The following is a 25,475-nucleotide window of genomic DNA, read 5'->3' as shown; positions in this document are numbered from 1 at the left end:
AACAAAAAAGCCCGTCAGGAGACGGGCTTCAAAATGTGACAGCTTTTTCGGCTTACAACGGCTTGCCGCGGTTGCCATGCTGGCTGACAAAGGCCTGTACGGCTTTCAGTTCGTTCGGCAGAACGGTGCAACGCTCGTTTCGCTCAAACAAATCAGAAAGATGTGCAGGCAGTTCGAGAGCTTTTCCTACACCGGCTTTCTCCACGGCATCCGGGAATTTCACCGGATGTGCAGTGCCCAGAATCACCATCGGGATGTCCAGGCTGCGACGGCATTCGCGGGCGGCCTTGACGCCGATAGCGGTATGCGGGTCCAGCACTTCACCGCACTGTGCGTAAACTTCAGCGATGGTTTCGCAGGTTTGTGCATCGTCCACGGCCAGTGAGTCGAACAGCTTGCGGGCTTCGGTCCAGCGCTCTTGCTCGACGCTGAAACCACCGCCCTGTTTGAACGAATCCATCAACCCGGCAATCGCCGCACCGTTGCGACCGTGCAAGTCGAACAGCAGGCGTTCGAAGTTCGACGAGACCATGATGTCCATCGACGGCGACAGCGTGGCGTGCAGGGTTTCCTTGACGTACTGATTGCCGCTCATGAAACGGTGCAGGATGTCGTTGCGATTGGTGGCGACGATCAACTGGTTGATCGGCAGGCCCATGTTGCGCGCCAGGTACCCGGCGAAGATGTCGCCGAAATTGCCGGTTGGCACCGAAAACGCCACCGAACGCGCCGGACCGCCCAGTTGCAGGGCGGCGTGGAAGTAGTAAACGATCTGGGCCATGATCCGCGCCCAGTTGATCGAGTTCACCGCCACCAGGCGCGTGCCCTTGAGGAAGCTCTGGTCGGCGAAGCTGTTCTTGACCATTTCCTGGCAGTCATCGAAGTTGCCTTCGATGGCGATGTTGTGGATGTTCTCGCCGACAATGGTGGTCATCTGCCGACGCTGCACTTCGGACACGCGGTTGTGCGGGTGCAGGATGAAGATGTCGACGTTTTCGCAGTGCTTGCAGCCTTCGATGGCGGCCGAACCGGTATCACCGGAGGTGGCGCCGACGATCACCACGCGCTCGCCGCGCTTTTCCAGCACGTAATCGAGCAGACGACCGAGCAGTTGCAGGGCAAAGTCCTTGAACGCCAGGGTCGGACCGTGGAACAGCTCCAGCACCCATTCGTTGCCGTTGAGCTGACGCAGCGGCGCCACGGCGCTGTGCGAGAACACGCCGTAGGTTTCTTCGAGGATCTTTTTGAAATCCGCGTCAGGAATACTGCCGGTGACAAACGGGCGCATGACCCGGAAAGCCAGCTCGTGATACGGCAGGCCGGCCCAGGAAGCGATTTCTTCCTGGGTGAAACGTGGCAGGTTTTCCGGGACGTACAGACCGCCGTCGGTCGCGAGACCCGCCAGCAGGACGTCTTCGAAATTCAGGGCCGGTGCCTGGCCGCGGGTACTGATGTAACGCATGACTGACTCCAATGCAGAGTGTTCGCAATGCCGGACCCGCGCACGGGCCCGGTCAATGATGGCGACTTAGTTCAGGTGCTCGACGCGGATCCGCACAACCGGACCGTTGACGCCCGCCAGCGCTTCGAGGGCAGCGATCGCGTCGTTGATGCGCTGCTCGACCACGCGGTGGGTCAGCAGGATCATCGGCACCAGACCGTCATGCTCTTCGACTTCCTTCTGCATGATCGACTCGATGTTGATACCGCGCTCCGAGAGGATGCTTGCCACCTGAGCCAGAACGCCCGGATGGTCCTTGGCCTGGATGCGCAAGTAGTAGGCGCTTTCGCAGGCTTCGATCGGCAGGATCGGATGGGCCGACAGCGAGTCCGGCTGGAAGGCCAGGTGCGGTACGCGGTTTTCCGGATCGGAGGTCATCGCGCGAACCACGTCCACCAGGTCGGCGATCACCGACGAAGCGGTCGGCTCCATGCCGGCGCCAGCGCCGTAGAACAGGGTCGAGCCGGCAGCGTCACCGTTGACCATCACGGCGTTCATCACGCCGTTGACGTTGGCGATCAGACGATCGGCCGGGATCAGCGTCGGGTGTACGCGCAGCTCGATACCGGCAGCGGTGCTGCGCGCTACACCGAGGTGCTTGATGCGGTAGCCCAACGCTTCGGCGTAGTTCACGTCAGCGGTGGTCAGCCGGGTGATGCCTTCGGTGTAGGCCTTGTCGAATTGCAGCGGGATGCCGAACGCGATCGACGCCAGAATCGTCAGCTTGTGCGCCGCGTCGATGCCTTCGACGTCGAAGGTCGGATCGGCTTCGGCGTAGCCCAGCGCTTGCGCTTCGGCCAGCACGTCTTCGAAGGTGCGACCCTTCTCGCGCATTTCAGTGAGGATGAAGTTACCGGTACCGTTGATGATCCCGGCCACCCAATTGATGCGGTTGGCGGACAGGCCTTCACGGATCGCCTTGATCACCGGAATGCCACCAGCCACGGCCGCTTCGAACGCCACGATCACGCCTTTCTCGCGTGCCTTGGCGAAAATCTCATTACCGTGAACGGCAATCAGTGCCTTGTTCGCGGTGACCACATGCTTGCCATTCTCGATGGCCTTGAGTACCAGCTCGCGGGCAACGGTGTAGCCGCCCATGAGTTCTATGACGATGTCGATCTCAGGGTTCGTGGCCACTTCGAAGACATCGTTGGTAATCGCAATACCGGTCGTCTGGAACTGAGGCTTTGGCGTGCGCATGGCAATTTGTGCCACTTCGATCCCACGCCCGGCACGACGAGCAATTTCCTCGGCGTTGCGCTGAAGTACGTTGAAGGTACCGCCACCGACGGTCCCTAACCCACAGATGCCTACTTTGACCGGATTCACTGTGAACTCCCCATGAAACGGCCGACGCAAGGTCGGCCGGAAAACAACCGCGCATTCGCGGCTCTCTATTAATGGCCCGGCGATGCTGCTGCCGGACCATGATCGTCAACGGCGGACCGTGACGATGCGAATTACTTGGCGCCCAGCGCCAGTTTGGCGACTTGTGGCGCCGGCTGGTAGCCCGGAATGACTTGTCCGTCGGCCAAAACGATGGCCGGTGTACCGTTCACGCCAATCGACTGGCCCAAAGCGAACTGTTTGGAAACCGGGTTGGCGCACTTGGCGGCTTTGATTTCCTTGCCATCGACCATTTTGTCCATGGCGGCTTTCTTGTCGGTCGAGCACCACACGGCCTGCAGTTGCTCGTCACCCGGCGAGCCGAGGCCCTGGCGCGGGAACGCCACATAACGCACTTCGATACCACGCTTGTTCAGCTCGGGTACTTCGGCGTGCAGCTTGTGGCAGTACGGGCAAGTGGTGTCGGTGAATACGGTGATGTGCGATTTGGTCTCGCCGACAGCCGGATACACCACGGTTTCGGCCACTGGAATGGCATTGATCAGTTTGGAGATGCCCAGGCGTTCGGTTTTCTCGGTCAGGTTGACCGGTTTGCCGTCCTTGAGCTGGAACAGGTAGCCCTGAACGATGTACTGGCCGTCGGCGCTGGCGTACAGCACGCGGCTGCCCTTGAGCTTGACTTCATACATGCCCGGCAACGGGCTGGCACTGATGCTTTCTACCGGAACCTCGAGTTCGAGCTTTTCCAGGCTTTGACGAATGGCTTTGTCGGCCGCGTCATCGGCGACGGCAAAGGTGCTGACCAACGCAATGGCTGCGGCGGCGAAAATCTGGGTCAGACGCATGAGAACTCCTGAAGGCGGACAAATGAAACGGTCAGAACGCCCGTGCCGGAACACCGGGTCATAACCGTCCATCGTGCAAACCGGCAAAGCCTAACACATAAGGTCACGGTGGCCGAATGCGCCTGACACAAGACATGCAGGAGCTGCCGAAGGCTGCGATCTTTTGACTTTGCTTTTGGAATCACAAGCAAGATCAAAAGATCGCAGCCTTCGGCAGCTCCTACAGGGGGGGGCAATCAGCCTCTTGGGTGGTGTTTGGCATGCAGGTCTTGCAGACGAGCCCGCGCCACATGGGTGTAAATCTGCGTGGTCGACAGATCACTGTGCCCCAGCAGCATCTGCACCACCCGCAGGTCGGCGCCGTGGTTGAGCAGGTGCGTGGCAAACGCGTGACGCAAGGTGTGCGGTGACAACGATTTGCCGATCCCGGCGACCTTGGCCCAATGCTTGATCCGGTGCCAGAAGGTCTGGCGCGTCATCTGCTCGCCTCGCTGGCTGGGGAACAGCACATCGCTGGGGCGTCCGCCGAGCAGCTCGCTGCGGCCATCACGCAGGTAGCGTTCGACCCAGACAATCGCCTCCTCGCCCATCGGCACCAGCCGCTCCTTGCTGCCCTTGCCCATCACCCGCAACACGCCCTGACGCAGGTTGACCTGCTCCAGCGTCAGACTCACCAGTTCGGTCACGCGCAGACCACAGGCGTACAACACCTCAAGCATGGCGCGATCACGCTGACCGATGGCTTCGCTCAGATCCGGCGCCTTGAGCAGCGCTTCGACGTCCGCTTCCGACAACGATTTGGGCAGTGGTCTGCCCAGTTGCGGCATGTCGACGCGCAAGGTCGGATCGACCGTAATCAGCTTCTCCCTCAGCAGATAGCGATAAAAGCCACGCACACCGGAGAGAAACCGGGCGGTGGAGCGCGGTTTGTAATTCTGCTCCAGACGCCAGGACAGGTGATCGAGGATCAACTCGCGACCAGCATTGATCAGCTCGAGGTTTTTCTCCTGCAGCCAGCCGTTGAACAGCGCCAGATCGCTGCGGTAGGCGCCGCGGGTATTGTCGGACAGGCCCTTTTCCAGCCACAGGGCGTCGAGGAATTGGTCAATCAGCGGGTGGTCGATGGCAGGCATGGGCGCTCAAGACACACAACCTCCGGGGCTGCGCGCAAATGTCGAGTGAACTGTAGGAATGGCCGCTAGTCTTTCATAGCCCGCCATTTCAAGGAACAAGGAGCTTCAATGAACGAACAACAAATTCTCTTGGCATTTGGCGGGATCGGCGCCGCTGCGCTGGGTTGCCAGTGGCTGGCGTGGCGCCTGAAGCTGCCGGCCATTCTGTTTTTGTTGCTGACCGGGATTCTCGCCGGGCCGGTGCTCGGCTGGCTCGACCCGCAGGAAATGTTCGGCCCGCTGCTGATGCCGCTGGTGTCGCTGGCGGTCGCGTTGATCCTGTTTGAGGGCAGTCTGACCCTGCATCTGTCGGAATGGCGCGAGATCGGCAGCGTCGTGCATCGGCTGGTGACAATCGGCGCGCTCACGACCTGGGTGGTGATTGCCGTCGCGACCCACTTCTTGCTCGGCTTCGACTGGTTGCTGGCAATTCTGTTCGGCAGCCTGACGCTGGTGACCGGGCCGACGGTGATCGTGCCGATGCTGCGGGTGGTGCGGCCGAAAGCCTCGATCGCCAACATCCTGCGCTGGGAAGGCATCGTCATCGACCCGATTGGCGCCCTGCTTGCGGTGGTGGTCTACAGCTTCATTATCGCCCGCTCGGAGGGTAACGGTCTCGAACAGAGCTTGCTGACCTTCGGCGGCGTGATCCTCTGCGGCAGCGTATTCGGGGTGGTCGGCGGCTGGGTGCTCGGCACCATCATCCGTCGCCAATGGCTGCCGGAATACCTGCACAACCTCGCCTCACTGGCGGCGGTGCTGGGGATTTTCATTGCCGCCAATCAGGTGATGCATGAGTCCGGTCTGTTGGCGGTGACGCTGATGGGCATGTGGCTGGCGAACATGAAGGGCGTGGATGTGCGGCACATCCTGCACTTCAAGGAAAACCTCAGCGTGCTGCTGATTTCCGGACTGTTCATTCTGCTCGCGGCGCGACTGGATCTGCATGCACTGATCAGCCTCGGGCCGTTGGTGCTGATTCTGCTGCTGGTGATTCAACTGATCGCGCGCCCGCTGAACGTGCTGCTGAGCACTGCCGGCTCCAGCCTGAGCTGGCGTGAACGCGCCTTGCTGTGCTGGATCGCCCCGCGCGGGATCGTGGCGGCGGCGGTGTCGGCGATTTTCGCGATTCGCCTGGATCAAGCCGGACACGAAGGCGCGTTGCTGCTGGTACCACTGACTTTCGCGGTAATCATCGGCACTGTGGTGCTGCAAAGCGCAACAGCACGACCCTTGGCACGTTTGCTGAACGTTGCCGAACCGGCGCCGAGCGGCTTCCTGATCGTCGGCGCCAACGGCCCGGCGCGTCTGCTGGGCAAATCGTTGCAGCAACTGGGCAGCCGCGTGCTGTTGACCGATTCGAGTTGGGAAAATATTCGTGCAGCACGCATGGAGGGTTTGCCGACGTACTTCGGTAACCCGGCGTCGCAGCATGCCGATGCGCATCTGGATCTGGTGGGGCTGGGGCATCTATTGGCGCTATCGCCCTCGGGCGAACTGAATACTTTGGCGGCAATGCGCTTTCGCCACGACTTTGGTCACCAGCGTTTGTTCGGTCTGGCCAGCGGTCAGGAAACTCGTCGCACTGACAAGCATCGCGCGAGTCTGGAGCATCGCGGTAATCAGCTGGGCAGCGAGGCGCTGACCTATGCCAAGCTGGCCAGCCTGATCAGCAACGGCGCCGAGCTGTACAGCACGACGCTGACCGACGGTTTTGGCTGGGAGGACTATCAGGCATTGCATGGCAATCGGGCGACCCTGCTGTTCATGCGTGATGACAGCGGCTGGGTGCACGTGGTGACGCCGGAGACTGCTGTGAAACCAGGATCAGGATGGACCTTGTTGGCATTGATTCAGCCGGAGGCCAGCGGCGTCTGAGCTGACGCCTTCGCGAGCAGGCTCGCTCCCACTGTGATCGGAAATTGTGTCCGACACAAAACCTGTGGGAGCGAGCCTGCTCGCGAATGGCGCGACTCGGTTCCGGATCAGGCAGGAAATCCGGGTAGCACCGGCACCGGCCGCTTGTCATCATCAATTGCCACAAAGCTGAACTGCCCGTGGATCGCTTTCTCGCGACCATCGCAGCTCATACTCTCGACAAACACTTCCACTTCAACCTTGAGGCTGGTGTTGCCGACTTTGATCACCCGCCCTACCAGCTCGACGATCGAACCAGCCGGGATCGCATGATTGAAGTCAATCCGGTCGGTGGACACAGTCACCAATGGCAGACGGCAGAAGCGTGTGGCGGTGATGAACGACACTTCGTCCATCCACGCCAGCGCGGTGCCGCCGAACAGGGTGTTGTGATGGTTGGTGGTCGGCGGGAAGACGGCTTTGGTCACGCGGGTTACCGAGAGTTCGGTGCGGCGCTGGATTTCCTGGTCGCGGGTGGTCATGGGTTATTGCTCGTAAATCGCGGGCTTCCGAATTGAAAGCAAGATCAAAAGATCGCACCCTTCGGCAGCTCCTACAGGGGAGGCGGGTTGAATTGCGGGCAACAAAAAAGCAGCCCGTAGGCTGCTTTTTTCTGCATCGGAAGCTGGACTTAAGCCAGTTTTTCCTTGATGCGAGCTGCTTTACCCGACAGGTCGCGCAGGTAGTACAGCTTGGCTTTACGTACGTCACCGCGACGTTTGACAGCCATGCTGTCGATCTGCGGGGAGTAGGTCTGGAAAGTACGTTCTACGCCAACACCGTTGGAGATTTTACGAACGGTGAACGCACTGTTCACGCCGCGGTTACGCTTGGCGATGACAACGCCTTCGAACGCTTGCAGACGGGAACGATCGCCTTCCTTCACTTTCACCTGAACGACAATGGTGTCGCCTGGGGCAAAGGTAGGGATTTCTTTGGTCATCTGCTCTGCTTCGAGTGCAAGGATGATTTTGTTGGTCATGCTGTGCTCCTAAGGTAAATCAACTGATCTACCATCGATACGTTGTTAACTATCGTCCCGCTCGCGGATGTATTCCTCGAGCAGCTTCTTCTCTTCTCCAGAAAGCGAGCGGCTTTCCAGAAGATCGGCGCGTCGTTCATAGGTCCTACCAAGGGACTGCTGTAAACGCCAACGCCGGATATGCGCGTGATTGCCACTTAGCAACACGTCGGGAACACGCTGATCCGCATACACCTCAGGTCGGGTGTAGTGCGGGCAATCCAGCAGACCATCCGTAAAGGAATCTTCCTCAGCGGAATCCGCATGCCCTAAAGCTCCGGGCAGCAGTCGTGTAACCGCATCGATCATGACCATGGCCGGCAGCTCGCCGCCAGACAATACATAGTCACCAATCGACCACTCTTCATCGACATGAGCCTCAATAAAGCGCTCGTCAATGCCTTCATAGCGACCGGCAATCAGGATCAATGCATCCGATTTTGCCAGTTCGCGTACCGCCGACTGAGTCAGTTGACGGCCTTGGGGGGACAGGTAAATCACCTTCGCCGCCTCCCCGGCTGCTGCCTTGGCCTGAACCAGAGCATCTTCCAGGGGCTTGATCTTCATCACCATGCCCGGACCACCGCCAAACGGGCGATCGTCCACAGTGTGATGCCGATCCGTCGTGTAATCCCGCGGATTCCAACAGGTCAGCTGCAACAGCCCCTGTTTGACCGCACGACTGGTAATGCCGTACTCACTGATGGCCGAGAACATCTCGGGGAACAGCGTTATGACGTCTACGCGCAGGCTGGCCATTGCTTAGAAGTCCGCGTCCCATTCCACCCTCATCACGCCTGCATCCAGATCGATTGTCAGCACGCATTGCTCCGTGTAGGGCAACAACCGCTCACGATCATCCAGGCTGCCCGCGCAGGGCTTGACCACCAATACATCGTTCGCGCCGGTCTCCAACAGGTGATCAACCTTGCCGAACAATTGCTCGTCCTGGTTGATGACGCTCAGACCCTGCAACTGGTACCAGTAGTACTCGTCGCCTGTCAGGTTGGGCAAAAGGCTTCGCGAGATGCAAATCTCATAACCGCTCAGAAGACGGGCTTCATCGCGATCGTCGAGGCCTTTGAGCTTGGCAACCAGATCCTTTTGAGTGGATCGGCCGCTGACCAGCTCGACCTGTTTCACCACGCCTTCACGCCGAAGCGTCCAGTTGCGGTAGTCCAACAGGTTTTCAATCGGATCGGTAAAGGAAAAGACCTTCACCTCGCCGCGAACGCCGTGAACCGAAAAAATCTTGCCGACAACGATCAGGTCATCAGCTTTTTCTGGCGTCGCGCTCATACTGCTCAGGCTGCAGCCTTGGCAGATTCCTTCAGCAACTGAGCGACACGCTCAGAAGGCTGTGCACCAACGCTCAGCCAGTAGGCTACGCGCTCTTGGTTCACGGACAGACGGATTTCCTGACCACGGGCAACAGGGTTGAAGAAGCCAACCTGTTCTTTGTGGGAGCCGTCACGCGGGTTACGCGAGTCGGTTACGGTCAGGTGGTAAAACGGGCGCTTTTTGGAGCCGCCAAGGGCAAGACGGATTGTTAGCATGTGAACATCGTTCCTGTAGTCGGTGCTGCAAATCTAAATGCACAGCGGGCATGGGTGCCCGAAAGGCCGCATATTCTAAGGAATATCCGGACTTTTGCAAATGACTTTTTCCGGCGCCTATGGCATGCCGTGCGGATTTGCATATAGAGCCGTCGATGAAAACGGCCGGTCAGCTCCCGCCGAGTGCGGGTTTGCTGTTGATCCTGCGTCCTTGCAGGGTCTGCGCCGGTGCGACGACCGGCGAAGTCTTTACATCTTTGGCATACCGCCGCCGGGCAACATACCGCCCATGCCGCGCATCATTTTCGCCATACCGCCTTTGGCGGTGAATTTCTTCATCATCTTCTGCATCTGCTTGTGCTGCTTGATCAAGCGACCGATGTCCTGCACCTGGGTGCCGGAACCCATGGCGATCCGGCGTTTGCGCGAGCCGCTGATCAGCTCAGGGTCGCGACGCTCGGCCGGGGTCATGGAGTTGATGATGGCTTCCATCTGCTTGAACTGTTTCTCTGCCGCGTTCTGGGCATTGCCCATTTGCGACAGGTTGACGCCGCCAATGCTCGGCAGCTTGTCCATGAGCCCGCCGAGGCCGCCCATGTTCTTCATTTGTTGCAGCTGATCGCGGAAGTCTTCGAGGTCGAAGCCCTTGCCCTTCTTCAGCTTCTTGGCCAGCTTGTCGGCCTTGTCCTTGTCGAGGGTCGCTTCAGCCTGTTCGATCAGGCTGAGCACGTCGCCCATGCCGAGAATCCGCGAAGCGATACGCTCAGGGTGGAACGGATCGAGCGCTTCGCTCTTCTCGCCCATACCGATGAACTTGATCGGCTTGCCGGTGATCGCGCGTACCGACAATGCCGCACCGCCACGGGCATCGCCGTCGACCTTGGTCAGGATCACACCGGTCAGCGGCAACGCATCACCGAAGGCCTTGGCCGTGTTGGCGGCGTCCTGACCGGTCATGGCATCGACCACGAACAGGGTTTCAACCGGCTTGATCGCGGCGTGCAGCGCCTTGATCTCGCCCATCATCTCTTCGTCGATGTGCAGACGACCGGCGGTGTCGACGATGACCACGTCGATGAATTTGAGTTTTGCTTCTTTAATAGCCGCGTTGGCGATGTCGACCGGCTTCTGGCCCAGGTCGGACGGGAAGAACGTCACGCCGATGTCGTTGGCCAGGGTTTCCAGTTGCTTGATGGCCGCCGGGCGGTAGATGTCCGCCGACACGACCATCACCGACTTCTTCTTGCGCTCTTTAAGGAAGCGCGCGAGTTTGCCGGCGGTGGTGGTTTTACCGGCACCCTGCAGACCGGCCATCAGAATGACAGCGGGCGGCACGGCGCTCAGGTTCAAGTCTTCGTTGGCCGCACCCATCAGGCTTTCGAGTTCGGCCTGGACGATCTTCACGAAGGCCTGGCCCGGCGTCAGGCTGCGCGACACCTCGGTGCCGACAGCGCGCTCCTTGACCGAATTGACGAAGTCCTTGACCACCGGCAGGGCGACGTCGGCTTCGAGCAACGCCATGCGCACTTCGCGCAGGGTGTCTTTGATATTGTCTTCAGTCAGCTTCGCCTTGCCGGTGACATGGCGCAGCGTCTGCGAGAGACGGTCGGTTAAGTTTTCAAACATTGCGCGATCCTTTCAGGCCCTGTGTAGACCGGGATAATGGCGGCCCAGACCGGATTCAACATGTGCTCGGCGAGCCTGCGGCGTGGGCAGGTCGCGGATTATAGCGAAGACTGCGTCGGGCGGACACCTCGCACTTTCGTGGTGTGGCGGTTCTATGCCAAACTCAGCGCCTTTCGGGCCTGCCTATCAGGATTTATGCTCCCCTTGTCACCCAGTTTGCTGACTACCATCGCCGCCGCGCTTCTTTATGCCGCTGCGACCCTTTATCAGGGCACCCGCCTGGCCTCCGGCGCCAAGGCGAACAAGCGCCTGCTGGTTACGCTCGGCATCCTCGCCGTGCTCGCCCACAGCGCCAGCCTGCTCACTCACCTGCTGACGCCGATTGGCCTGGGCCTGGACTTCTTCAGCGCCGCCAGCCTGATCGCCGCGGCCGTCATCGCCCTGACGCTGCTGGCCTGCTCGCGGATCCCGGTGGAAAACCTCCTGGTGCTACTGTTCCCGCTCGGCGCGGCGACGGTGCTGCTGGCGCAGTTCGCGCCGGCCGGTACGGTGCAGATCATCGACGAAGAGCCGGGCATCCTCGCCCACATCCTGCTGTCGATCCTCGCCTACGGCATGTTCACCATCGCAGTATTCCAGGCCTTGCTGCTGCTGGTGCAGGATCACCAACTCAAGCACAAGCACCCGTCGGGCCTGATCAAGAACTTCCCGCCGCTGCAAACCATGGAAAGCCTGTTGTTCGGCTTTCTCTGGGCCGGCTGGACGCTGCTGTCGCTGTCGCTGATCTCCGGCTGGCTGTTCGTCGAGAACCTGTTCGCCCAGCATCTGGTGCACAAGACCCTGCTGGCGTGCCTGGCCTGGGTGGTGTTCAGCGTGCTGCTGTGGGGGCGCAATCGCCTCGGCTGGCGCGGCCACAAGGCGATTCGCTGGACCCTCGCCGGTTTCTGCCTGCTGATGTTGGCGTATTTCGGCAGCAAACTGGTTCGTGAATACATCCTGCACATCTGACGGGCGGCATAAATGGACGGTTTGCCCATAGGGCCGATGCTCGCGGTATTTGTCCTGCTGATTTTATGGTCGGGACTCTTTACCGCCGTCGAAATCGCGCAGCAGCACCTGCTCGCGCAACGCACCGCCTCGCGCGCCAGCGATAAACCGCTGGCGAAGCTGAGCTTCCCGCTCGACAGTCTGATCCTGTGCAACACCCTGTGCCGCGCCCTTGCGGTGGTCATTGCCACGCTGCTGGCAATCTTCCTTTGCGAAGAAAACGGCCCGTGGGCCGCCTGCCTCGGCGCCGCTGCCGTGTTGCTGGTGTTTGCCGATTACTTCCCGCGCACGGTGGCCCAGCGCTATCCGGAGGCCGTGCTGTCCTTCGGCAATACCCTGCTGGCCGTTCCGCTGAAGATTCTTTATCCGCTGGCCTGGCTGCTGAGCCGCATCAGCGGTTTGCTGCTGCGTCCCTTCGCGCGCAAAACCCAAGTGGTGCAGCAAAGCGAAGACGAAGAACCTGCCGACCCGAACGACGACCCGGAACACCCGTCTCGCGCCCACCCGGTTTCCGGGATCCACGCGCTGGACAACATCACGGTCAATGACATTCTGGTGCCGCGCAGCGATGTCGACGGCATCAACCTCGACGACTCGATCGAGGAGATCATCGAACAACTGCGCCACAACAAACGCACGCGCCTGCCGGTGTTCCACAGCGACATCAACCAGGTCGAAGCAGTGCTCAACACCCGGCAAATCCGCCATCTGCTCAACGATGGCGAGCTGACCCGCGAAGCGCTACTGGCCGCCAGCTACGAACCGTACTTCGTTCCGGAAAGCACGCCGCTGCAACTGCAACTGCTCAATTTCCACAAACAACAACGCCGGCTGGGCATGGTGGTGGACGAGTACGGCGAAGTGCTGGGCATCGTTACCCTGGAAGACATTCTCGAAGAAATCGTCGGCGAATTCGAAAGCGAGCACAGTCTCGACAACCCGCACATCCATCCGCAGCCCGACGGGCGCATGGTGATCGACGGCACCGCGTCGATTCGCGAGTTGAACAAATGCCTGGGCTGGCATTTGCCGAGCGACGGGCCGAAAACCCTCAACGGCCTGGTGACCGAGGCGCTGGAAACCATTCCGGACAGCGCGGTGTGCCTGAAGATCGGGCGTTATCGGCTGGAGATTCTCGAAACCGAGGACAACCGGGTGAGCAAGGTGCTGATCTGGCATACGAGCTCGGTGTCTGCTCTGGTACCGGCCAGATAAAAGATCAAAAGATCGCAGCCTTCGGCAGCTCCTACATTTTGGAATGCGTTCCTCTGTAGGAGCTGCCGAAGGCTGCGATCTTTTGCTCTTGTTTGATCGTTAGCCTCCTTCCTATAATCGAGCCGCTTACCCAAGCGCTGCCGAGCCCTGTGCTTACCCCGCACTAAAGCGGTTTCGGCCATTTTCCGCACTACCCCGACGACTGTTCCTACTCGAAACAGCGCTCGCGTCTCATCCCACATCCCTGGGTGTTCAACCATAATAATTCGCTCCAACGGAGCCATGACTGTCAGGGATCACCGCATGACGACCAGTACCGCTTACAGCGCCACCGCGCCTGCCCAGCCGACCAACTCCGCCACCCGCGTGGCGACGGCGAGCTTCATCGGCACCGCCATCGAGTTTTACGACTTCTATGTCTACGCCACCGCCGCTGCACTGGTGATCGGACCGGTGTTCTTTCCACAGACGTCCGGCACCGCGCAAATGCTCTCGGCGTTTCTCACTTTCGGCATCGCCTTCCTCGCCCGCCCCCTGGGTTCAGCATTGTTCGGCCACTTCGGTGACCGCATCGGGCGCAAATCGACGCTGGTCGCTTCACTCTTGCTGATGGGCGTGTGCACCACCCTGATCGGGGTGCTGCCGGGTTACGACAGCATTGGCGCCTGGGCCCCGATTCTGCTGTGCGTGCTGCGTTTCGGTCAGGGGTTGGGGCTAGGCGGAGAATGGGGTGGCGCGGCGTTGCTGGCCACCGAGAATGCGCCGAAGGGCAAGCGGGCGTGGTTCGGCATGTTCCCGCAACTGGGGCCTTCGATCGGTTTTCTCGCGGCCAATGGGTTGTTCCTGACCCTGGCCATGACCCTCAATGACGAGCAGTTCCGCAGCTGGGGCTGGCGGATTCCGTTCTTGCTCAGCGCAGTGCTGGTGATGGTCGGTCTGTATGTACGCCTCAAGCTTCACGAAACGCCGGTGTTCGCCAACGCGATTGCCCGTCAGGAGCGAGTGAAAGTGCCACTGGTCGAGCTGTTCAGCCAATATTGGGCGCCCACCCTGCTCGGCGCGGCGGCGATGGTGGTGTGCTACGCGCTGTTTTACATCTCGACGGTGTTTTCCCTGAGCTACGGCGTGTCCACCCTCGGCTACAGCCGTGAGACGTTCCTTGGGCTGCTGTGTTTTGCCGTACTGTTCATGGCCGCGGCTACACCGTTGTCCGCCTGGGCCAGCGACCGTTACGGACGCAAACCGGTGCTGATCGTCGGCGGTGTGCTGGCGATCCTGTCCGGGTTCCTGATGGAGCCGTTGCTGACACAGGGCTCGACCTGGGGCGTGGCACTGTTCCTGTGCATTGAGCTGTTCCTGATGGGCGTGACGTTTGCCCCGATGGGCGCGCTGCTGCCGGAACTGTTTCCGACCCACGTGCGCTACACCGGCGCATCGGCGGCCTACAATCTGGGCGGCATCGTCGGCGCCTCGGCGGCACCGTTCTTTGCGCAGAAACTGGTGGCGATGGGCGGTTTGAGTTATGTCGGCGGGTATGTGTCGGCGGCAGCGGTGCTCAGCTTGATTGCTGTGCTGTGCCTGAAGGAAACGCGCAATAACGATCTGAATCAGGTTGCCTGACGGAAGATCAAAAGCTTCGCGAGCAGGCTCGCTCCCACAGTGTCCGCGCAGTACACAAAATTTGTGAACACCGCCGAACCTGTGGGAGCGAGCTTGCTCGCGAATGCCGCGCCTCGGTTTACAGCTCTACAACAACAGCCTGAGCCGCACGGGTCGCCTTGGCACGAGCCGCCTCAATCGACTCATCCCGCGCCAACGCCACGCCCATCCGGCGCTGACCGTTGACTTCAGGCTTGCCGAACAGCCGCAGTGCGGTATCCGGCTCGCTCAGCGCTGCGCCAAGGTTGGCGAACGCGGTCTGGGTCGACTGCCCTTCGACCAGAATCACCGCCGAAGCGGATGGGCCGAACTGACGGATCAGCGGCACCGGCAGACCGAGAATGGCGCGCGCGTGCAGGGCGAACTGCGACAGGTCCTGAGAAATCAGGGTCACCAGACCGGTGTCATGCGGGCGCGGCGAGACTTCGCTGAACCACACCTGATCACCCTTGATGAACAACTCGACGCCGAACAACCCGCGACCACCCAGCGCCTCGGTCACGGCTTTGGCCACCCGCTCGGACTCAGCCAGAGCAATCGGGCTCATGGCCTGCGGCTGCCAGGATTCCTGATAGTCGCCCTTTTCCTGACGGTGACCGACCGGTGCGCAGAACGTGGTGCCGCCGATGTGGCGCACGGTCAGCAGGGTGATTTCGTAGTCGAAATCAATGAAGCCTTCGATGATCACCCGACCTTTGCCGGCGCGACCGCCCTCTTGCGCGTAATCCCAGGCTTTCTGCACATCATCGGCGCTGCGCAGCAAGCTCTGGCCTTTGCCCGACGAACTCATGACCGGCTTGACCACGCATGGGAAGCCCAGGTCCAGAACGGCTTTGCTGTAATCCTCGAAGGTGTCGGCAAAGTGGTACGGCGAGGTCGGCAGATCCAGCTCTTCAGCGGCCAGGCGACGGATGCCTTCGCGGTTCATGGTCAGTTGTGCAGCGCGGGCGGTCGGGATCACGGTGAAGCCTTCGGCTTCCAGTTCGACCAGGGTGGCGGTGGCGATGGCTTCGATTTCCGGCACGATGAAGTGTGGCTTCTCGGCTTCGATCACTGCACGCAGCGCGGCGCCGTCGAGCATGTTGATCACGTGGCTGCGGTGCGCCACCTGCATGGCCGGCGCGTTGGCGTAACGGTCGACGGCAATCACTTCAACGCCCAGGCGCTGCAGCTCGATCACCACTTCCTTGCCCAACTCACCACAGCCACACAGCAATACGCGGGTCGCGGTCGGCGACAATGGAGTTCCGATACGGGTCATCTCAGGTCCTCAAAGAAGCGGATCATCGAGGAAAGCAACGCCAGACGCGCTTTCCATGGGGAGAAAGCGCGGCATTTTACATGAACCGCAGGGTTTGGCTCAGCTGGCGACAGCCTGTTTGCGCTCGCGCCAGGCCATGATCAGCCAGACGGCAGTAACACCCGCGAACTTCGAGGCCAATGCCGTGATGATCACCGGTGGCGTCATCAGGTCGATCATGCCGAAAAAGATGAAGGTATCGAGGGGAATGCTCAGCGCCGAACTGATCCACAGGCGATCCCGCAGCGGCCGTTTGGTGATGCTGAACACCAGCCAGTCGATGATTTCCGACACCGCGAACGCCGTGGCGCTGGCCAAGGCGATGGATGGATCAGAAGTGACGTAAGACAGTACCAGCGCCGCCAGCATCGCCACGAGCGCACCGTGGCCGAAACGGGTTTGCACCATGTCGCGCAACACGAACACCAACCCGCCCCAGGCCGACCAGATGATGTCCAGGTGTGGCGCGGTGGAGAAGGCGAAGTTGATCAGCACGACGCTGCTGATGTAGGCGATGAGGAAAATCATGGCGGTGACCTGGGAAATTGGCGCACAGGTTACTTCAGGCAAAGCAGAAGCAAAAGATCGCAGCCTGCGGCAGCTCCTACAGGAAGATCGCATTCCCATGTAGGAGCTGCCGCAGGCTGCGATCTTTTGATCTTCGCTACTTGTTGGGGGGCGCCGGGATCATCCACACCAACCCACTCGCCTTCGCCCGCTCATGACACAACTCGAGCACCACCCGCCGCTCGTCGTTGGTCATGCGGCCCCAGCGGGTGATCTCCGCGACCGTGCGCTGGCAACCGGTGCAGATATCGTCCTCATCCAGCGCACAGATATTCACGCACGGCGAGGCAACCGGTCTTTCGGGCGTGCTCATTCTTCCTGCTCGACCAGATCACGCGCATAGCGCTGGGAATTGTGCACATAGTGCGCGGCGCTGGCTTCAAGCATTTTCTTCTGTGGCTCGGTCAGTTCGCGCACGACCTTGCCCGGCGACCCCATCACCAGCGAGCCATCGGGGATTTCCTTGCCTTCGCCGATCAGCGAATTGGCGCCGATGATGCAGTTCTTGCCGATTTTCGCGCCGTTGAGGATCACCGCGTTGATGCCGATCAAGCTGTAGTCGCCAACGGTGCAGCCATGCAGCATGGCGTTGTGGCCGATGGTCACACCGGTGCCGATGGTCAGCGGAAAGCCCATGTCGGTGTGCATCACCGTGCCATCCTGGACGTTGCTGTTTTTGCCGATCAGGATCAGCTCGTTGTCGCCGCGCAGCACGGCGTTGAACCAGACGTTGGCGCCCTCTTCGAGTCTGACCTTGCCCACCAGCACGGCATTGGGTGCAACCCAGCTCTGCGGATGGGTGTCGACGCGGGCGTCGCCCAGGCGGTATTTCATCTTGTTTTCCTCAGGGCTCACGATGACGGGCCATTCGAGCGATGGCTTCAGGTGTTGATATAGCTTTTGGGCGGGTGATGCAGGCTGATCTGTTCGTCATAGAGCAGATTGATCAGTTCGACGATCATGATAGCGGTCAAACCCCAGATCTTGAATTCGCCGTAGCGATAACTCGGCACGTACCAGCTGCGGCCCTGGTAATCGATACGATGCGTGTGTTCCCGCGGGTCTTTACGGAAGAACTCCAGCGGCACGTTGAAGACGGCAGCGATCTCGGCATCGTTGGCCTGGTATTCGACGAAGTCGGGAATCACCCCGACATACGGCGTGACCTTGATGCCGTGCAGGGAGATCAGCGGGCTGAGCGGGCCGATTACCTCGACCAGCCCCGGTGGCAGGCCGATTTCTTCTTCGGCTTCGCGCAGCGCGGTAAAAATCAGGTCAGGGTCTTCCGGGTCGCGGCGACCGCCGGGAAAGGCCACTTCGCCGCCATGGGTCGAGAGGCCGCTGGCCCGCAGGGTCAGTACCAGCTCGGGCTCGTCACTGCGGGTGATCGGCACCAGAACAGCGGCCTCGGGGAAACGTTTATCGGTCTCCAGCGTGCGCGGTGTGTGGTTGCTTACCCTATGCAGTAGCTCGTCCAGCATGAGTGTTCTCGATCTGTGCCTTACCCTGCATCATGCACCAATCATTGCAGCCGCCCAAGCCCTTCGCCGGGCCATGTCGCGAAACGACAACTTGCCGACCGGCACCGCTGCACGCCAAGATAGGCGCAGCATTCAGGAACCCCAGCATGAAATTTTGCAGCCAGTGCGGCAACCCGGTGACCCAGCGCATTCCCGAAGGCGACTCGCGACTGCGATTTGTCTGTGACAGCTGTCAGACCATTCACTATCAAAACCCCAATATCGTCGCCGGTTGCGTCGCGACCTGGGGTCGCCAGGTGCTGCTCTGCCGCCGTGCCATCGAACCACGCCTGGGTTACTGGACGCTGCCCGCCGGCTTCATGGAAAACGGCGAGACCATCGAACAGGCCGCGATCCGCGAAACCGCCGAGGAAGCCTGCGCCCGAGTGCGCAATCTGAGCATCTATACCCTGATCGATGTGCCGCACATCAGCCAGGTGCATGTGTTCTTTCGCGCCGAACTGGCCGACCTGGACTTCGCGGCCGGCCCCGAAAGCCTCGAAGTGCAACTATTCGACGAAGCCGACATTCCCTGGGACGAGCTGGCTTTCCGCACCGTGGGGCGTACCTTAGAATGCTTCTTCGCTGACCGCCGCGCCGAAACCTACCCGGTTCGCTCCGAATCGATTCCGCCGCTGGCTCAGCCTGCCATTAGCTGACTCAAAAAATCCAAAGATCAAAAGATCAAAAGATCAAAAGATCAGAAGATCAGAAGATCAAAAGATCGCAGCCTTCGGCAGCTCCTACACTTAACGTTGCGTCACTCTTTGGGGAATGGTTTCAATGCGCTGGTTGTTTGCTCTGTTTTGCCTGTCATTCGTCTCAGTCTCCCAAGCGTCCTTCGTGACCACCGTGACGCCATCGAACACCCCGCTGATCGAAAAAATCCTGGTGCTCAAATCGGCGCATCAACTGCAGTTGATTGCCGACGGCAAACCGATCAAGACCTATCGGATTTCCTTGGGCAAGGGCGCGAAAAAGGGGCCGAAACTGATTGAAGGCGACAAGCGCACGCCGGAAGGTTTCTATTGGATCGACTGGCGCAAGGTCAGCGAGAAATTCAACCTGGCGATGCACATTTCCTACCCGAACATCAGCGATTCGGCCCGTGCCCGCCGCGAAGGCGTCGAGCCTGGCGGGATGATCATGATTCACGGCACGCCGGATTCGGAAGAAACCCCCGAAGACCTGTTCCACACCCTGGACTGGACCGACGGCTGCATCGCCATGCGCAACATGGACATGCGTGAAGTCTGGGGTCTGGTGCCGGACGGCACGATGATCGAGATTCGTCCTTAACCAGCGACCACTGGTCACCAGAAAAAAAATAAATCAAAAGATCGCAGCCTGCGGCAGCTCCTACAGGGTTGATACCACTTCCCACTGTAGGAGCTGCCGCAGGCTGCGATCTTTTGTTTTTTACAGCCCACCCCTAATACCACTTAAAACCACAAACCCCGAAACCCGCCATTTCATTGGGCTACACGCCAATTCACTGCGTTGACATGGTATTCAAGTGGTATTAATTTCCGCCCCACAAGCGAGCCACAACAATCCTATACTCGCGTCGGAAATGACCTACATGAACGACCTCCAGGCCCTACGCCCAGATGACTCCCAGCCGACGCCGCTGTACCTGCAGCTAGCGCGCAATCTGGAATCGGCGATCCATTCCGGGCAGTGGAAGGCCGAGCAGGCCATGCCCTCCGAGCGCAACCTCAGCGAGCAACTCGGGATCTCCCGGGTCACCGCGCGCAAGGCGCTGGAGGTGTTGCTCGATCAAGGTCTGATCCGCCGCTTGCAAGGTTCCGGCACCTTCATCACCCCACGCCTGGAACAACCGCTGTCACGCCTCTCGGGCTTCAGCGAAATGCTCCGCCTCAAGGGTTTCGTGCCCAGCTCGCAGTGGCTGGAACGCGAAATCACCCTGCCGACTCACGAAGAACTGATCCGCCTGAGCCTGTCGCCGAACGACAAGGTGGCGCGCATGAAACGCCTGCGCAAGGCCGACGACACCGTGATGGCCATCGAGATGAGCACCCTGCCCGCCTCGATCATGCCCAAGCCGCACCTGGTCGGCGATTCGCTCTACGAGTACCTCGACGGCATCGGCAAACCGATCGTCCGCGCCCTGCAGCACATCCAGGCGATCAACGCCTCGGACGAGTTCGCCGCACTGGTCGGCATCGCCCCCGGCACCGCCATGCTGCTGATGACCCGGGTCGGCTACCTGGAAGACAACACGCCGATCGAAGTCACCGACACCTATTGCCGCAACGACTACTACGACTTTGTTGCAGAGCTTCGCCGCTGACCAGCAGCCAGGCCAAACGAGAGAAGCAAAATGTCCGAAGACAACATCCTCACCGCCAGCGGCTGGGTTCGCGGCCGGCTGATTCACGAACACGGCAAAGTCGTGTCGATCGAAGGCGTGCCCTGCGATCCGGCCGACAATGACCTGCCGTACCTGCTGCCGGGTTTCATCGACCTGCACGTCCACGGCGGCGGCGGCAAAGACATCATGGAAGGCGCCAGCGCCTTCGAAACCATCACCAAAACCCACGTGCGCTTCGGCACCACTTCACTGCTGGCCACCACCATGACCGCGCCGAGTGCCGAGATCTCCAGCGTGCTGAAAGAAGTCGGTGAGTTCTGCGAACAGCGTCCGCAAGGCGCCGCCCGCGTCCTTGGTGTGCATCTGGAAGGCCCGTACATCAACCCGGGAAAACTCGGCGCGCAGCCGAACTTTGCCCACACCGCGTTGATGGCCGAGGTCGAGCAATACCTCGCGCTGGCGCCGATCCGGGTGATCACCATCGCCCCGGAAATCGCCGGCCACGACGGCTTGATCCGCGAACTCAGCAGCCGCGGCATCCGCATGCAGATTGGCCACACCCTCGGCAGCTACGAGGAAGGCGTTGCCGCCCTCGATGCCGGCGCGACCAGCTTCACCCATTTGTACAACGCCATGAGCCCGCTGCATCACCGCGAGCCGGGCATCGTCGGCGCCGCGCTGGCCCACGCCAAATTCGCCGAACTGATCCCGGACTTGTTGCACGTGCACCCCGGCGCGATCCGCGTGGCCCTGCGTTCGATCCCTTGTCTGTACTGCGTCACCGATTCAACCGCCGCCGCCGGCATGCCCGACGGTGAATACAAGCTCGGCAGCCACACCGTGACCAAATGCCTGGGCGGCGTGCGCCTGCCCGACGGCACGCTGGCCGGCAGCACCCTGACCATGGATCAGGCCCTGCGCAACCTGGTGAAGATCGGTTTGCCGATCGCCGAAGCCTCGCAACGTCTTTCGCAATTCCCCGCCGACTACCTCGGCATCACCGAACGCGGGCGCCTGCAACCGGGCGCCTGGGCCGACTGCGTGCGGCTGGATCGCTCACTCACACTGACCGCCGTCATGGTCGAAGGAGAAGACATTGACTTCAAAAATGCTTGAAGAGGCGCTGTCCTCGTTCGAGGCCGTGCAAGCCCAACTGCAACAGCTCGACCCGCAGATGATCGAGATCGCCGGACGCCTGCGCCGTCAGCCGCCGCAAGTGGCAATGACCGTCGCGCGCGGCAGTTCCGACCACGCGGCGAGCTACTTCGCCTACCTGACCATGCAGCAACTGGGTGTGCCGGTGGCGTCGTTGCCGATGTCGGTGGTGACCATGCAGCAGGCACCGTTGAAGGTCAGCGGTCAGGTGGCGTTCGCGTTCTCGCAATCGGGGCAGAGCCCGGATCTGGTCAACAGCCTGCGTCTGCTGCGCAAGCGTGGCGCGCTGAGCGTATCGATGGTCAATGCCGCCGATTCGCCACTGGAAGCGGCGTGTGAATTCAGCCTGCCGCTGCTCGCCGGCACCGAAAGCAGTGTCGCCGCGACCAAGAGTTTCATCGCCACCCTCAGCGCCAGCGCCCGCCTGATCGCGCACTGGAAAGAAGACCGCGAACTGCTGGAAGCGCACAACGCCCTGGCCGAAGGACTGCGCGATGCGGCGCAACAGGACTGGAGCAGCGCGATCGACGCCTTGCGCGACTGTGAACGGCTGATGGTCATCGGCCGTGGCGCCGGTTTTGCCATCGCCCAAGAGGCCGCGCTGAAGTTCAAGGAAACCTCGGCGATTCAGGCCGAAGCGTTCAGCAGCGCCGAAGTCCGTCACGGCCCGATGGCGCTGATCGACGCGCATTACCCGCTGCTGGTGTTCGCCCCGCGCGGTGCCGAACAGGCCGGCCTGATCAGCCTCGCGGCAGAGATGCGTCAACGTGGCGCCCGTGTGCTGCTCGCGGCACCGGACGACATCCTCGAGCGCGACCTGACCCTGAGCCGCGCCGAACACCCGGCCCTCGACCCGATTCTGGCGATCCAGAGCTTCTACGTGATGGCCGCTGGCCTGGCCGTGGCCCGCGGCATGAACCCGGATCAGCCGCGCCACCTGAGCAAAGTGACCCGTACGCACTGACCACTGCTGAACGATGCACAACCCTGTCGGCGGACGCGAAAACCGTTGATTGATGCACAACCCTGTAGGAGCTGCCGAAGGCTGCGATCTTTTGATTTTGATCCAAAAAACAAGATCAAAAGATCGCAGCCTGCGGCAGCTCCTACAGGGGAAAGCGAAATTACTGATGAGACCGAGCCATGCACAACAACAATAAAGAGCTGACCCTCAGCGCCCCGCTCAGCGGCCCGGTGCTCACGCTCGCCAAAGTCCCGGACGCGGTGTTCGCCAGTGGCGCGATGGGCGACGGCATCGCCATCGACCCGTTGAATGACACCCTGTACTCGCCCTGCGCCGGGGAGATCATCCACGTCGCCCGCACCGGCCACGCGCTGACCGTGCGCGCCGACAACGGCGCGGAAATCCTCCTGCACCTGGGCCTCGACACTGTCGAACTGAACGGCGAAGGCTTCTCGATGCTGGTCAAGCAAGGCACGCGGGTCGACAAGGGCCAACCGTTGTTGCGCTACGACCTGGACAAGGTCGGCCAGCAGTGCAAAAGCCTGGTCAGCCTGCTGATCCTGACCAACAGCCAGGACTTCCAGGTACGCCCGATCACGCTCAAAGCGGTGAAAGTCGGCGAGCCGCTGCTGCACATCATTGCCCGTACCAGTACGGCGGCGAATGCTGAAGTGCTGGGTGGGCCAGCGGTGCAGGGGCTGGCCTTGGTGGCACATCGCGGCGGCCTGCATGCGCGCCCGGCCGCGCTAATTCGCCAGACCGCACAAGGTTTCAAGAGCCAGTCGCAGCTGCACTTCGCCGGCCAATCGGCGCCGTGCAACAGCCTGATCGGGCTGATGGGCCTGGGCATCGGTGAACAGGATGAAGTGCAGGTCAGCTGTCAGGGACCGGACGCCGAAGCCGCGCTGCAGGCTTTGCTCAATGCGCTGGCGACCGCCCTGCCCGATGATCATCACGCCGCTGCGCCGGCCAGCGCCACACCGCGCAAACGCCCGGCCGAGGCGGGTGTGCTGCAAGGGGTGTGCGCCGCACCGGGTCTGGTCGGCGGGCCGCTGTTTCGCTTGAATGCGATCAGCCTGCCGGCAGATACAGGCAGTCATGATCCGCTGGTGCAACAGCAGGTGCTGGAGTCGGCGCTGAAGCAGGTTCGCAACGAAATCAACGCCACGCTCACCCAAGCAAAAAAGCACAAGAACATCGATGAAGAAGCGATCTTCGCCGCGCACCTGGCCCTGCTCGAAGACCCGGCCCTGCTCGACGCCGCGCAGCATTCCATCGATCAAGGCACAGCGGCGACTCACGCCTGGAGCCAGTCGATCGATGTGCAGTGCGAAGTGCTGCAACACACCGGCAGCGCACTGTTGGCCGAACGCGCCAACGACCTGCGCGACCTCAAGCAACGGGTGCTGCGCGCCGTGCTCGGCGAAGCCTGGCATTACGACGTGCCGGCCGGGGCCATCGTCGCTGCGCATGAACTGACGCCGTCGGATCTGCTGCAACTCAGCGCCCAGGGTGTCGCCGGGTTGTGCATGGCCGAGGGTGGCGCGACGTCGCATGTCGCGATTCTGGCGCGCGGCAAAGGCCTGCCATGCCTGGTGGCGTTGGGCGCCGCTCTGCTCGATCAGCCGCAAGGTCAGTCGGTTGTGCTGGATGCCGATGGCGGCCGCCTCGAACTGGCGCCGAGCACCGAACGCCTGACCGAAGTGCAGCAGGCGCAAATGGACCGTCAGCAACGCCGCGATGCGCAACAGGCCAAGGCGCATCTGCCCGCCGAAACCCGCAATGGCGTGGCCATCGAAGTGGTCGCCAACGTTGCCTCCAGCCATGAAGCGGCGGACGCCTTTGCCAACGGTGCCGATGGCGTCGGCCTGCTGCGCACCGAGTTTCTGTTCGTCGACCGGCAGACCGCGCCGGACGTCGAAGAGCAGCGCGCCGCCTATCAAGCCGTGCTCGATGCCATGGGCGAGCACTCGGTGATCATCCGCACCATCGACGTCGGCGGCGACAAGCAACTCGACTACCTGCCGCTGCCCGCCGAAGCCAATCCGGTACTCGGCCTGCGCGGCATTCGCCTGGCTCAGGCCCGTCCGGAAATCCTCGATCAGCAACTGCGCGCACTGCTGCAGGTCAGCCCGTTGCAGCGCTGCCGGATCCTGCTGCCGATGGTTACCGAAGTCGATGAACTGCTGCACATCCGCCAGCAGGTCGATGCGCTGTGCCTGGAGCTGGGCATCAATCAACGTCCGGAAATCGGCGTGATGATCGAAGTCCCCGCCGCCGCGCTGCAAGCCGAGCAACTGGCCGAACATGCCGACTTCCTGTCCATCGGCACCAACGACCTGTCGCAATACACCCTAGCCATGGACCGCGATCACGCAGGTTTGGCCGCCCGGGTCGATGCCCTGCACCCGGCGCTGCTGCGACTGATCGCCATGACTTGCGCAGGCGCGGCGGTGCACAAGCGCTGGGTTGGCGTGTGCGGTGCCCTCGCCTCCGACCCACTGGCGACGCCTGTACTGATCGGCCTCGGCGTAACCGAGTTGTCGGTGAGCCCGGTGCAAATCGGTGAAATCAAGGATCGCGTGCGCCAGCTGCACGAGGCCGAATGCCAACGCCTCAGCCTCGACCTGTTGAAACTCAACAGCGCCGCTGCGGTTCGTCACGCCTGCCACCAGCATTGGCCTCTGCACTAACAACAAGCTCTCTACAAAGAGCAGGGAGAACC

General features: G+C 61.2%; 25 protein-coding genes. 10 read left to right on the top strand and 15 right to left on the bottom strand.

Annotated elements, in window-relative coordinates; translation table 11 throughout:
• Positions 1 to 52 precede the first annotated feature (52 nt).
• The 4 genes from thrC to xerD all read right to left on the bottom strand — a co-directional run bounded on the left by thrC (position 53) and on the right by xerD (position 4,829).
• The gene (gene thrC, locus GTQ41_RS05175) at positions 53 to 1,462 is read right to left on the bottom strand and encodes a threonine synthase (protein ID WP_027610971.1); all 1,410 of its coding nucleotides are present in this window, start codon (positions 1,460 to 1,462) and stop codon (positions 53 to 55) included.
• A 66-nt stretch (positions 1,463 to 1,528) separates the two neighbouring features.
• Positions 1,529 to 2,833, bottom strand: a complete 1,305-nt coding sequence (locus GTQ41_RS05170; RefSeq protein ID WP_095667423.1) for a homoserine dehydrogenase — start codon at positions 2,831 to 2,833, stop codon at positions 1,529 to 1,531.
• 131 nt (positions 2,834 to 2,964) lie between these two features.
• Entirely contained in the window at positions 2,965 to 3,696 is a 732-nt protein-coding gene (gene dsbC, locus GTQ41_RS05165; protein WP_007967782.1) for a bifunctional protein-disulfide isomerase/oxidoreductase DsbC, read from the bottom strand.
• A gap of 236 nt (positions 3,697 to 3,932) precedes the next feature.
• Positions 3,933 to 4,829, bottom strand: coding sequence for a site-specific tyrosine recombinase XerD (xerD, locus tag GTQ41_RS05160; protein ID WP_041063163.1), 897 nt, complete (start codon positions 4,827 to 4,829; stop codon positions 3,933 to 3,935).
• A 108-nt stretch (positions 4,830 to 4,937) separates the two neighbouring features.
• Here xerD and GTQ41_RS05155 point away from each other — a divergent pair, with 108 nt between their 5' ends.
• The gene (locus tag GTQ41_RS05155) at positions 4,938 to 6,746 is read left to right on the top strand and encodes a sodium:proton antiporter (RefSeq protein ID WP_047292750.1); all 1,809 of its coding nucleotides are present in this window, start codon (positions 4,938 to 4,940) and stop codon (positions 6,744 to 6,746) included.
• A 107-nt stretch (positions 6,747 to 6,853) separates the two neighbouring features.
• Here GTQ41_RS05155 and GTQ41_RS05150 read toward each other — a convergent pair whose 3' ends face one another.
• From GTQ41_RS05150 to ffh, 6 genes are all read right to left on the bottom strand, one after another.
• Positions 6,854 to 7,267 carry an acyl-CoA thioesterase gene (locus GTQ41_RS05150; RefSeq protein ID WP_108181783.1) on the bottom strand — a complete coding sequence of 138 codons (414 nt, stop codon included), beginning with the start codon at positions 7,265 to 7,267 and terminating at the stop codon, positions 6,854 to 6,856.
• 149 nt (positions 7,268 to 7,416) lie between these two features.
• The gene (gene rplS / locus GTQ41_RS05145; protein ID WP_003175895.1) at positions 7,417 to 7,767 is read right to left on the bottom strand and encodes a 50S ribosomal protein L19; all 351 of its coding nucleotides are present in this window, start codon (positions 7,765 to 7,767) and stop codon (positions 7,417 to 7,419) included.
• Positions 7,768 to 7,812: 45 nt separating this feature from the next.
• Positions 7,813 to 8,565 carry a tRNA (guanosine(37)-N1)-methyltransferase TrmD gene (gene trmD / locus GTQ41_RS05140; RefSeq protein ID WP_003221981.1) on the bottom strand — a complete coding sequence of 251 codons (753 nt, stop codon included), beginning with the start codon at positions 8,563 to 8,565 and terminating at the stop codon, positions 7,813 to 7,815.
• Between the two features lie 3 nt (positions 8,566 to 8,568).
• The gene (gene rimM / locus GTQ41_RS05135) at positions 8,569 to 9,105 is read right to left on the bottom strand and encodes a ribosome maturation factor RimM (protein WP_047292745.1); all 537 of its coding nucleotides are present in this window, start codon (positions 9,103 to 9,105) and stop codon (positions 8,569 to 8,571) included.
• Between the two features lie 5 nt (positions 9,106 to 9,110).
• Positions 9,111 to 9,362, bottom strand: a complete 252-nt coding sequence (rpsP, locus tag GTQ41_RS05130) for a 30S ribosomal protein S16 (RefSeq protein ID WP_003185073.1) — start codon at positions 9,360 to 9,362, stop codon at positions 9,111 to 9,113.
• 249 nt (positions 9,363 to 9,611) lie between these two features.
• A complete protein-coding gene (ffh, locus tag GTQ41_RS05125) occupies positions 9,612 to 10,988 on the bottom strand; it encodes a signal recognition particle protein (protein WP_217325426.1) in 1,377 nt (458 codons plus the stop codon).
• 195 nt (positions 10,989 to 11,183) lie between these two features.
• On the opposite strand from ffh, the gene ccsA reads away from it, so the two are divergent.
• The 3 genes from ccsA (at position 11,184) to GTQ41_RS05110 (ending at position 14,870) form a co-directional block, all read left to right on the top strand.
• The gene (ccsA, locus tag GTQ41_RS05120; protein ID WP_045122140.1) at positions 11,184 to 11,996 is read left to right on the top strand and encodes an inner membrane protein YpjD; all 813 of its coding nucleotides are present in this window, start codon (positions 11,184 to 11,186) and stop codon (positions 11,994 to 11,996) included.
• Between the two features lie 12 nt (positions 11,997 to 12,008).
• Positions 12,009 to 13,250 (top strand): HlyC/CorC family transporter, encoded by a 1,242-nt coding sequence (locus GTQ41_RS05115; RefSeq protein ID WP_047292740.1) that lies wholly within the window; start codon positions 12,009 to 12,011, stop codon positions 13,248 to 13,250.
• Positions 13,251 to 13,553: 303 nt separating this feature from the next.
• On the top strand, positions 13,554 to 14,870 hold the full coding sequence (locus GTQ41_RS05110; RefSeq protein ID WP_047292737.1) for an MFS transporter: 1,317 nt from the start codon (positions 13,554 to 13,556) through the stop codon (positions 14,868 to 14,870).
• A gap of 118 nt (positions 14,871 to 14,988) precedes the next feature.
• Here the strand turns inward: GTQ41_RS05110 and purT are convergent, their stop codons facing one another.
• From purT to GTQ41_RS05085, 5 genes are all read right to left on the bottom strand, one after another.
• The gene (purT, locus tag GTQ41_RS05105) at positions 14,989 to 16,170 is read right to left on the bottom strand and encodes a formate-dependent phosphoribosylglycinamide formyltransferase (RefSeq protein ID WP_047292735.1); all 1,182 of its coding nucleotides are present in this window, start codon (positions 16,168 to 16,170) and stop codon (positions 14,989 to 14,991) included.
• 99 nt (positions 16,171 to 16,269) lie between these two features.
• Positions 16,270 to 16,737 carry a VUT family protein gene (locus GTQ41_RS05100; protein WP_047292733.1) on the bottom strand — a complete coding sequence of 156 codons (468 nt, stop codon included), beginning with the start codon at positions 16,735 to 16,737 and terminating at the stop codon, positions 16,270 to 16,272.
• A gap of 136 nt (positions 16,738 to 16,873) precedes the next feature.
• Positions 16,874 to 17,089: a DUF1289 domain-containing protein gene (locus tag GTQ41_RS05095; RefSeq protein ID WP_047292731.1), complete on the bottom strand. Its 216-nt coding sequence runs from the start codon at positions 17,087 to 17,089 to the stop codon at positions 16,874 to 16,876.
• On the bottom strand, positions 17,086 to 17,610 hold the full coding sequence (locus tag GTQ41_RS05090; protein WP_047292730.1) for a gamma carbonic anhydrase family protein: 525 nt from the start codon (positions 17,608 to 17,610) through the stop codon (positions 17,086 to 17,088). Before GTQ41_RS05090 ends, GTQ41_RS05095 begins: the two co-directional genes overlap by 4 nt.
• Positions 17,611 to 17,657: 47 nt before the next feature.
• Positions 17,658 to 18,257, bottom strand: coding sequence for a CoA pyrophosphatase (locus tag GTQ41_RS05085; protein ID WP_007967803.1), 600 nt, complete (start codon positions 18,255 to 18,257; stop codon positions 17,658 to 17,660).
• A 146-nt stretch (positions 18,258 to 18,403) separates the two neighbouring features.
• Here GTQ41_RS05085 and GTQ41_RS05080 point away from each other — a divergent pair, with 146 nt between their 5' ends.
• The 6 genes from GTQ41_RS05080 (at position 18,404) to ptsP (ending at position 25,443) form a co-directional block, all read left to right on the top strand.
• Positions 18,404 to 18,955 (top strand): NUDIX hydrolase, encoded by a 552-nt coding sequence (locus tag GTQ41_RS05080; RefSeq protein WP_047292729.1) that lies wholly within the window; start codon positions 18,404 to 18,406, stop codon positions 18,953 to 18,955.
• Positions 18,956 to 19,079: 124 nt separating this feature from the next.
• Positions 19,080 to 19,595: a murein L,D-transpeptidase family protein gene (locus GTQ41_RS05075; RefSeq protein WP_041063109.1), complete on the top strand. Its 516-nt coding sequence runs from the start codon at positions 19,080 to 19,082 to the stop codon at positions 19,593 to 19,595.
• A gap of 274 nt (positions 19,596 to 19,869) precedes the next feature.
• Positions 19,870 to 20,610, top strand: coding sequence for a GntR family transcriptional regulator (locus GTQ41_RS05070; protein ID WP_161794889.1), 741 nt, complete (start codon positions 19,870 to 19,872; stop codon positions 20,608 to 20,610).
• A 30-nt stretch (positions 20,611 to 20,640) separates the two neighbouring features.
• The gene (gene nagA / locus GTQ41_RS05065) at positions 20,641 to 21,747 is read left to right on the top strand and encodes an N-acetylglucosamine-6-phosphate deacetylase (protein ID WP_047292725.1); all 1,107 of its coding nucleotides are present in this window, start codon (positions 20,641 to 20,643) and stop codon (positions 21,745 to 21,747) included.
• On the top strand, positions 21,740 to 22,750 hold the full coding sequence (locus tag GTQ41_RS05060) for an SIS domain-containing protein (protein ID WP_047292722.1): 1,011 nt from the start codon (positions 21,740 to 21,742) through the stop codon (positions 22,748 to 22,750). The genes nagA and GTQ41_RS05060 overlap by 8 nt, the downstream gene beginning before the upstream one ends.
• 179 nt (positions 22,751 to 22,929) lie before the next feature.
• Positions 22,930 to 25,443 carry a phosphoenolpyruvate--protein phosphotransferase gene (gene ptsP / locus GTQ41_RS05055; protein WP_047292720.1) on the top strand — a complete coding sequence of 838 codons (2,514 nt, stop codon included), beginning with the start codon at positions 22,930 to 22,932 and terminating at the stop codon, positions 25,441 to 25,443.
• Positions 25,444 to 25,475 lie beyond the last annotated feature (32 nt).

It is taken from the genome of Pseudomonas sp. AN-B15 (assembly GCF_019056475.1).
Lineage (GTDB): Bacteria > Pseudomonadota > Gammaproteobacteria > Pseudomonadales > Pseudomonadaceae > Aquipseudomonas > Aquipseudomonas parakoreensis.
The sequence above is the reverse complement of the archived record's forward strand: the minus strand, read 5'-3'. Positions and strand labels throughout refer to the sequence as shown.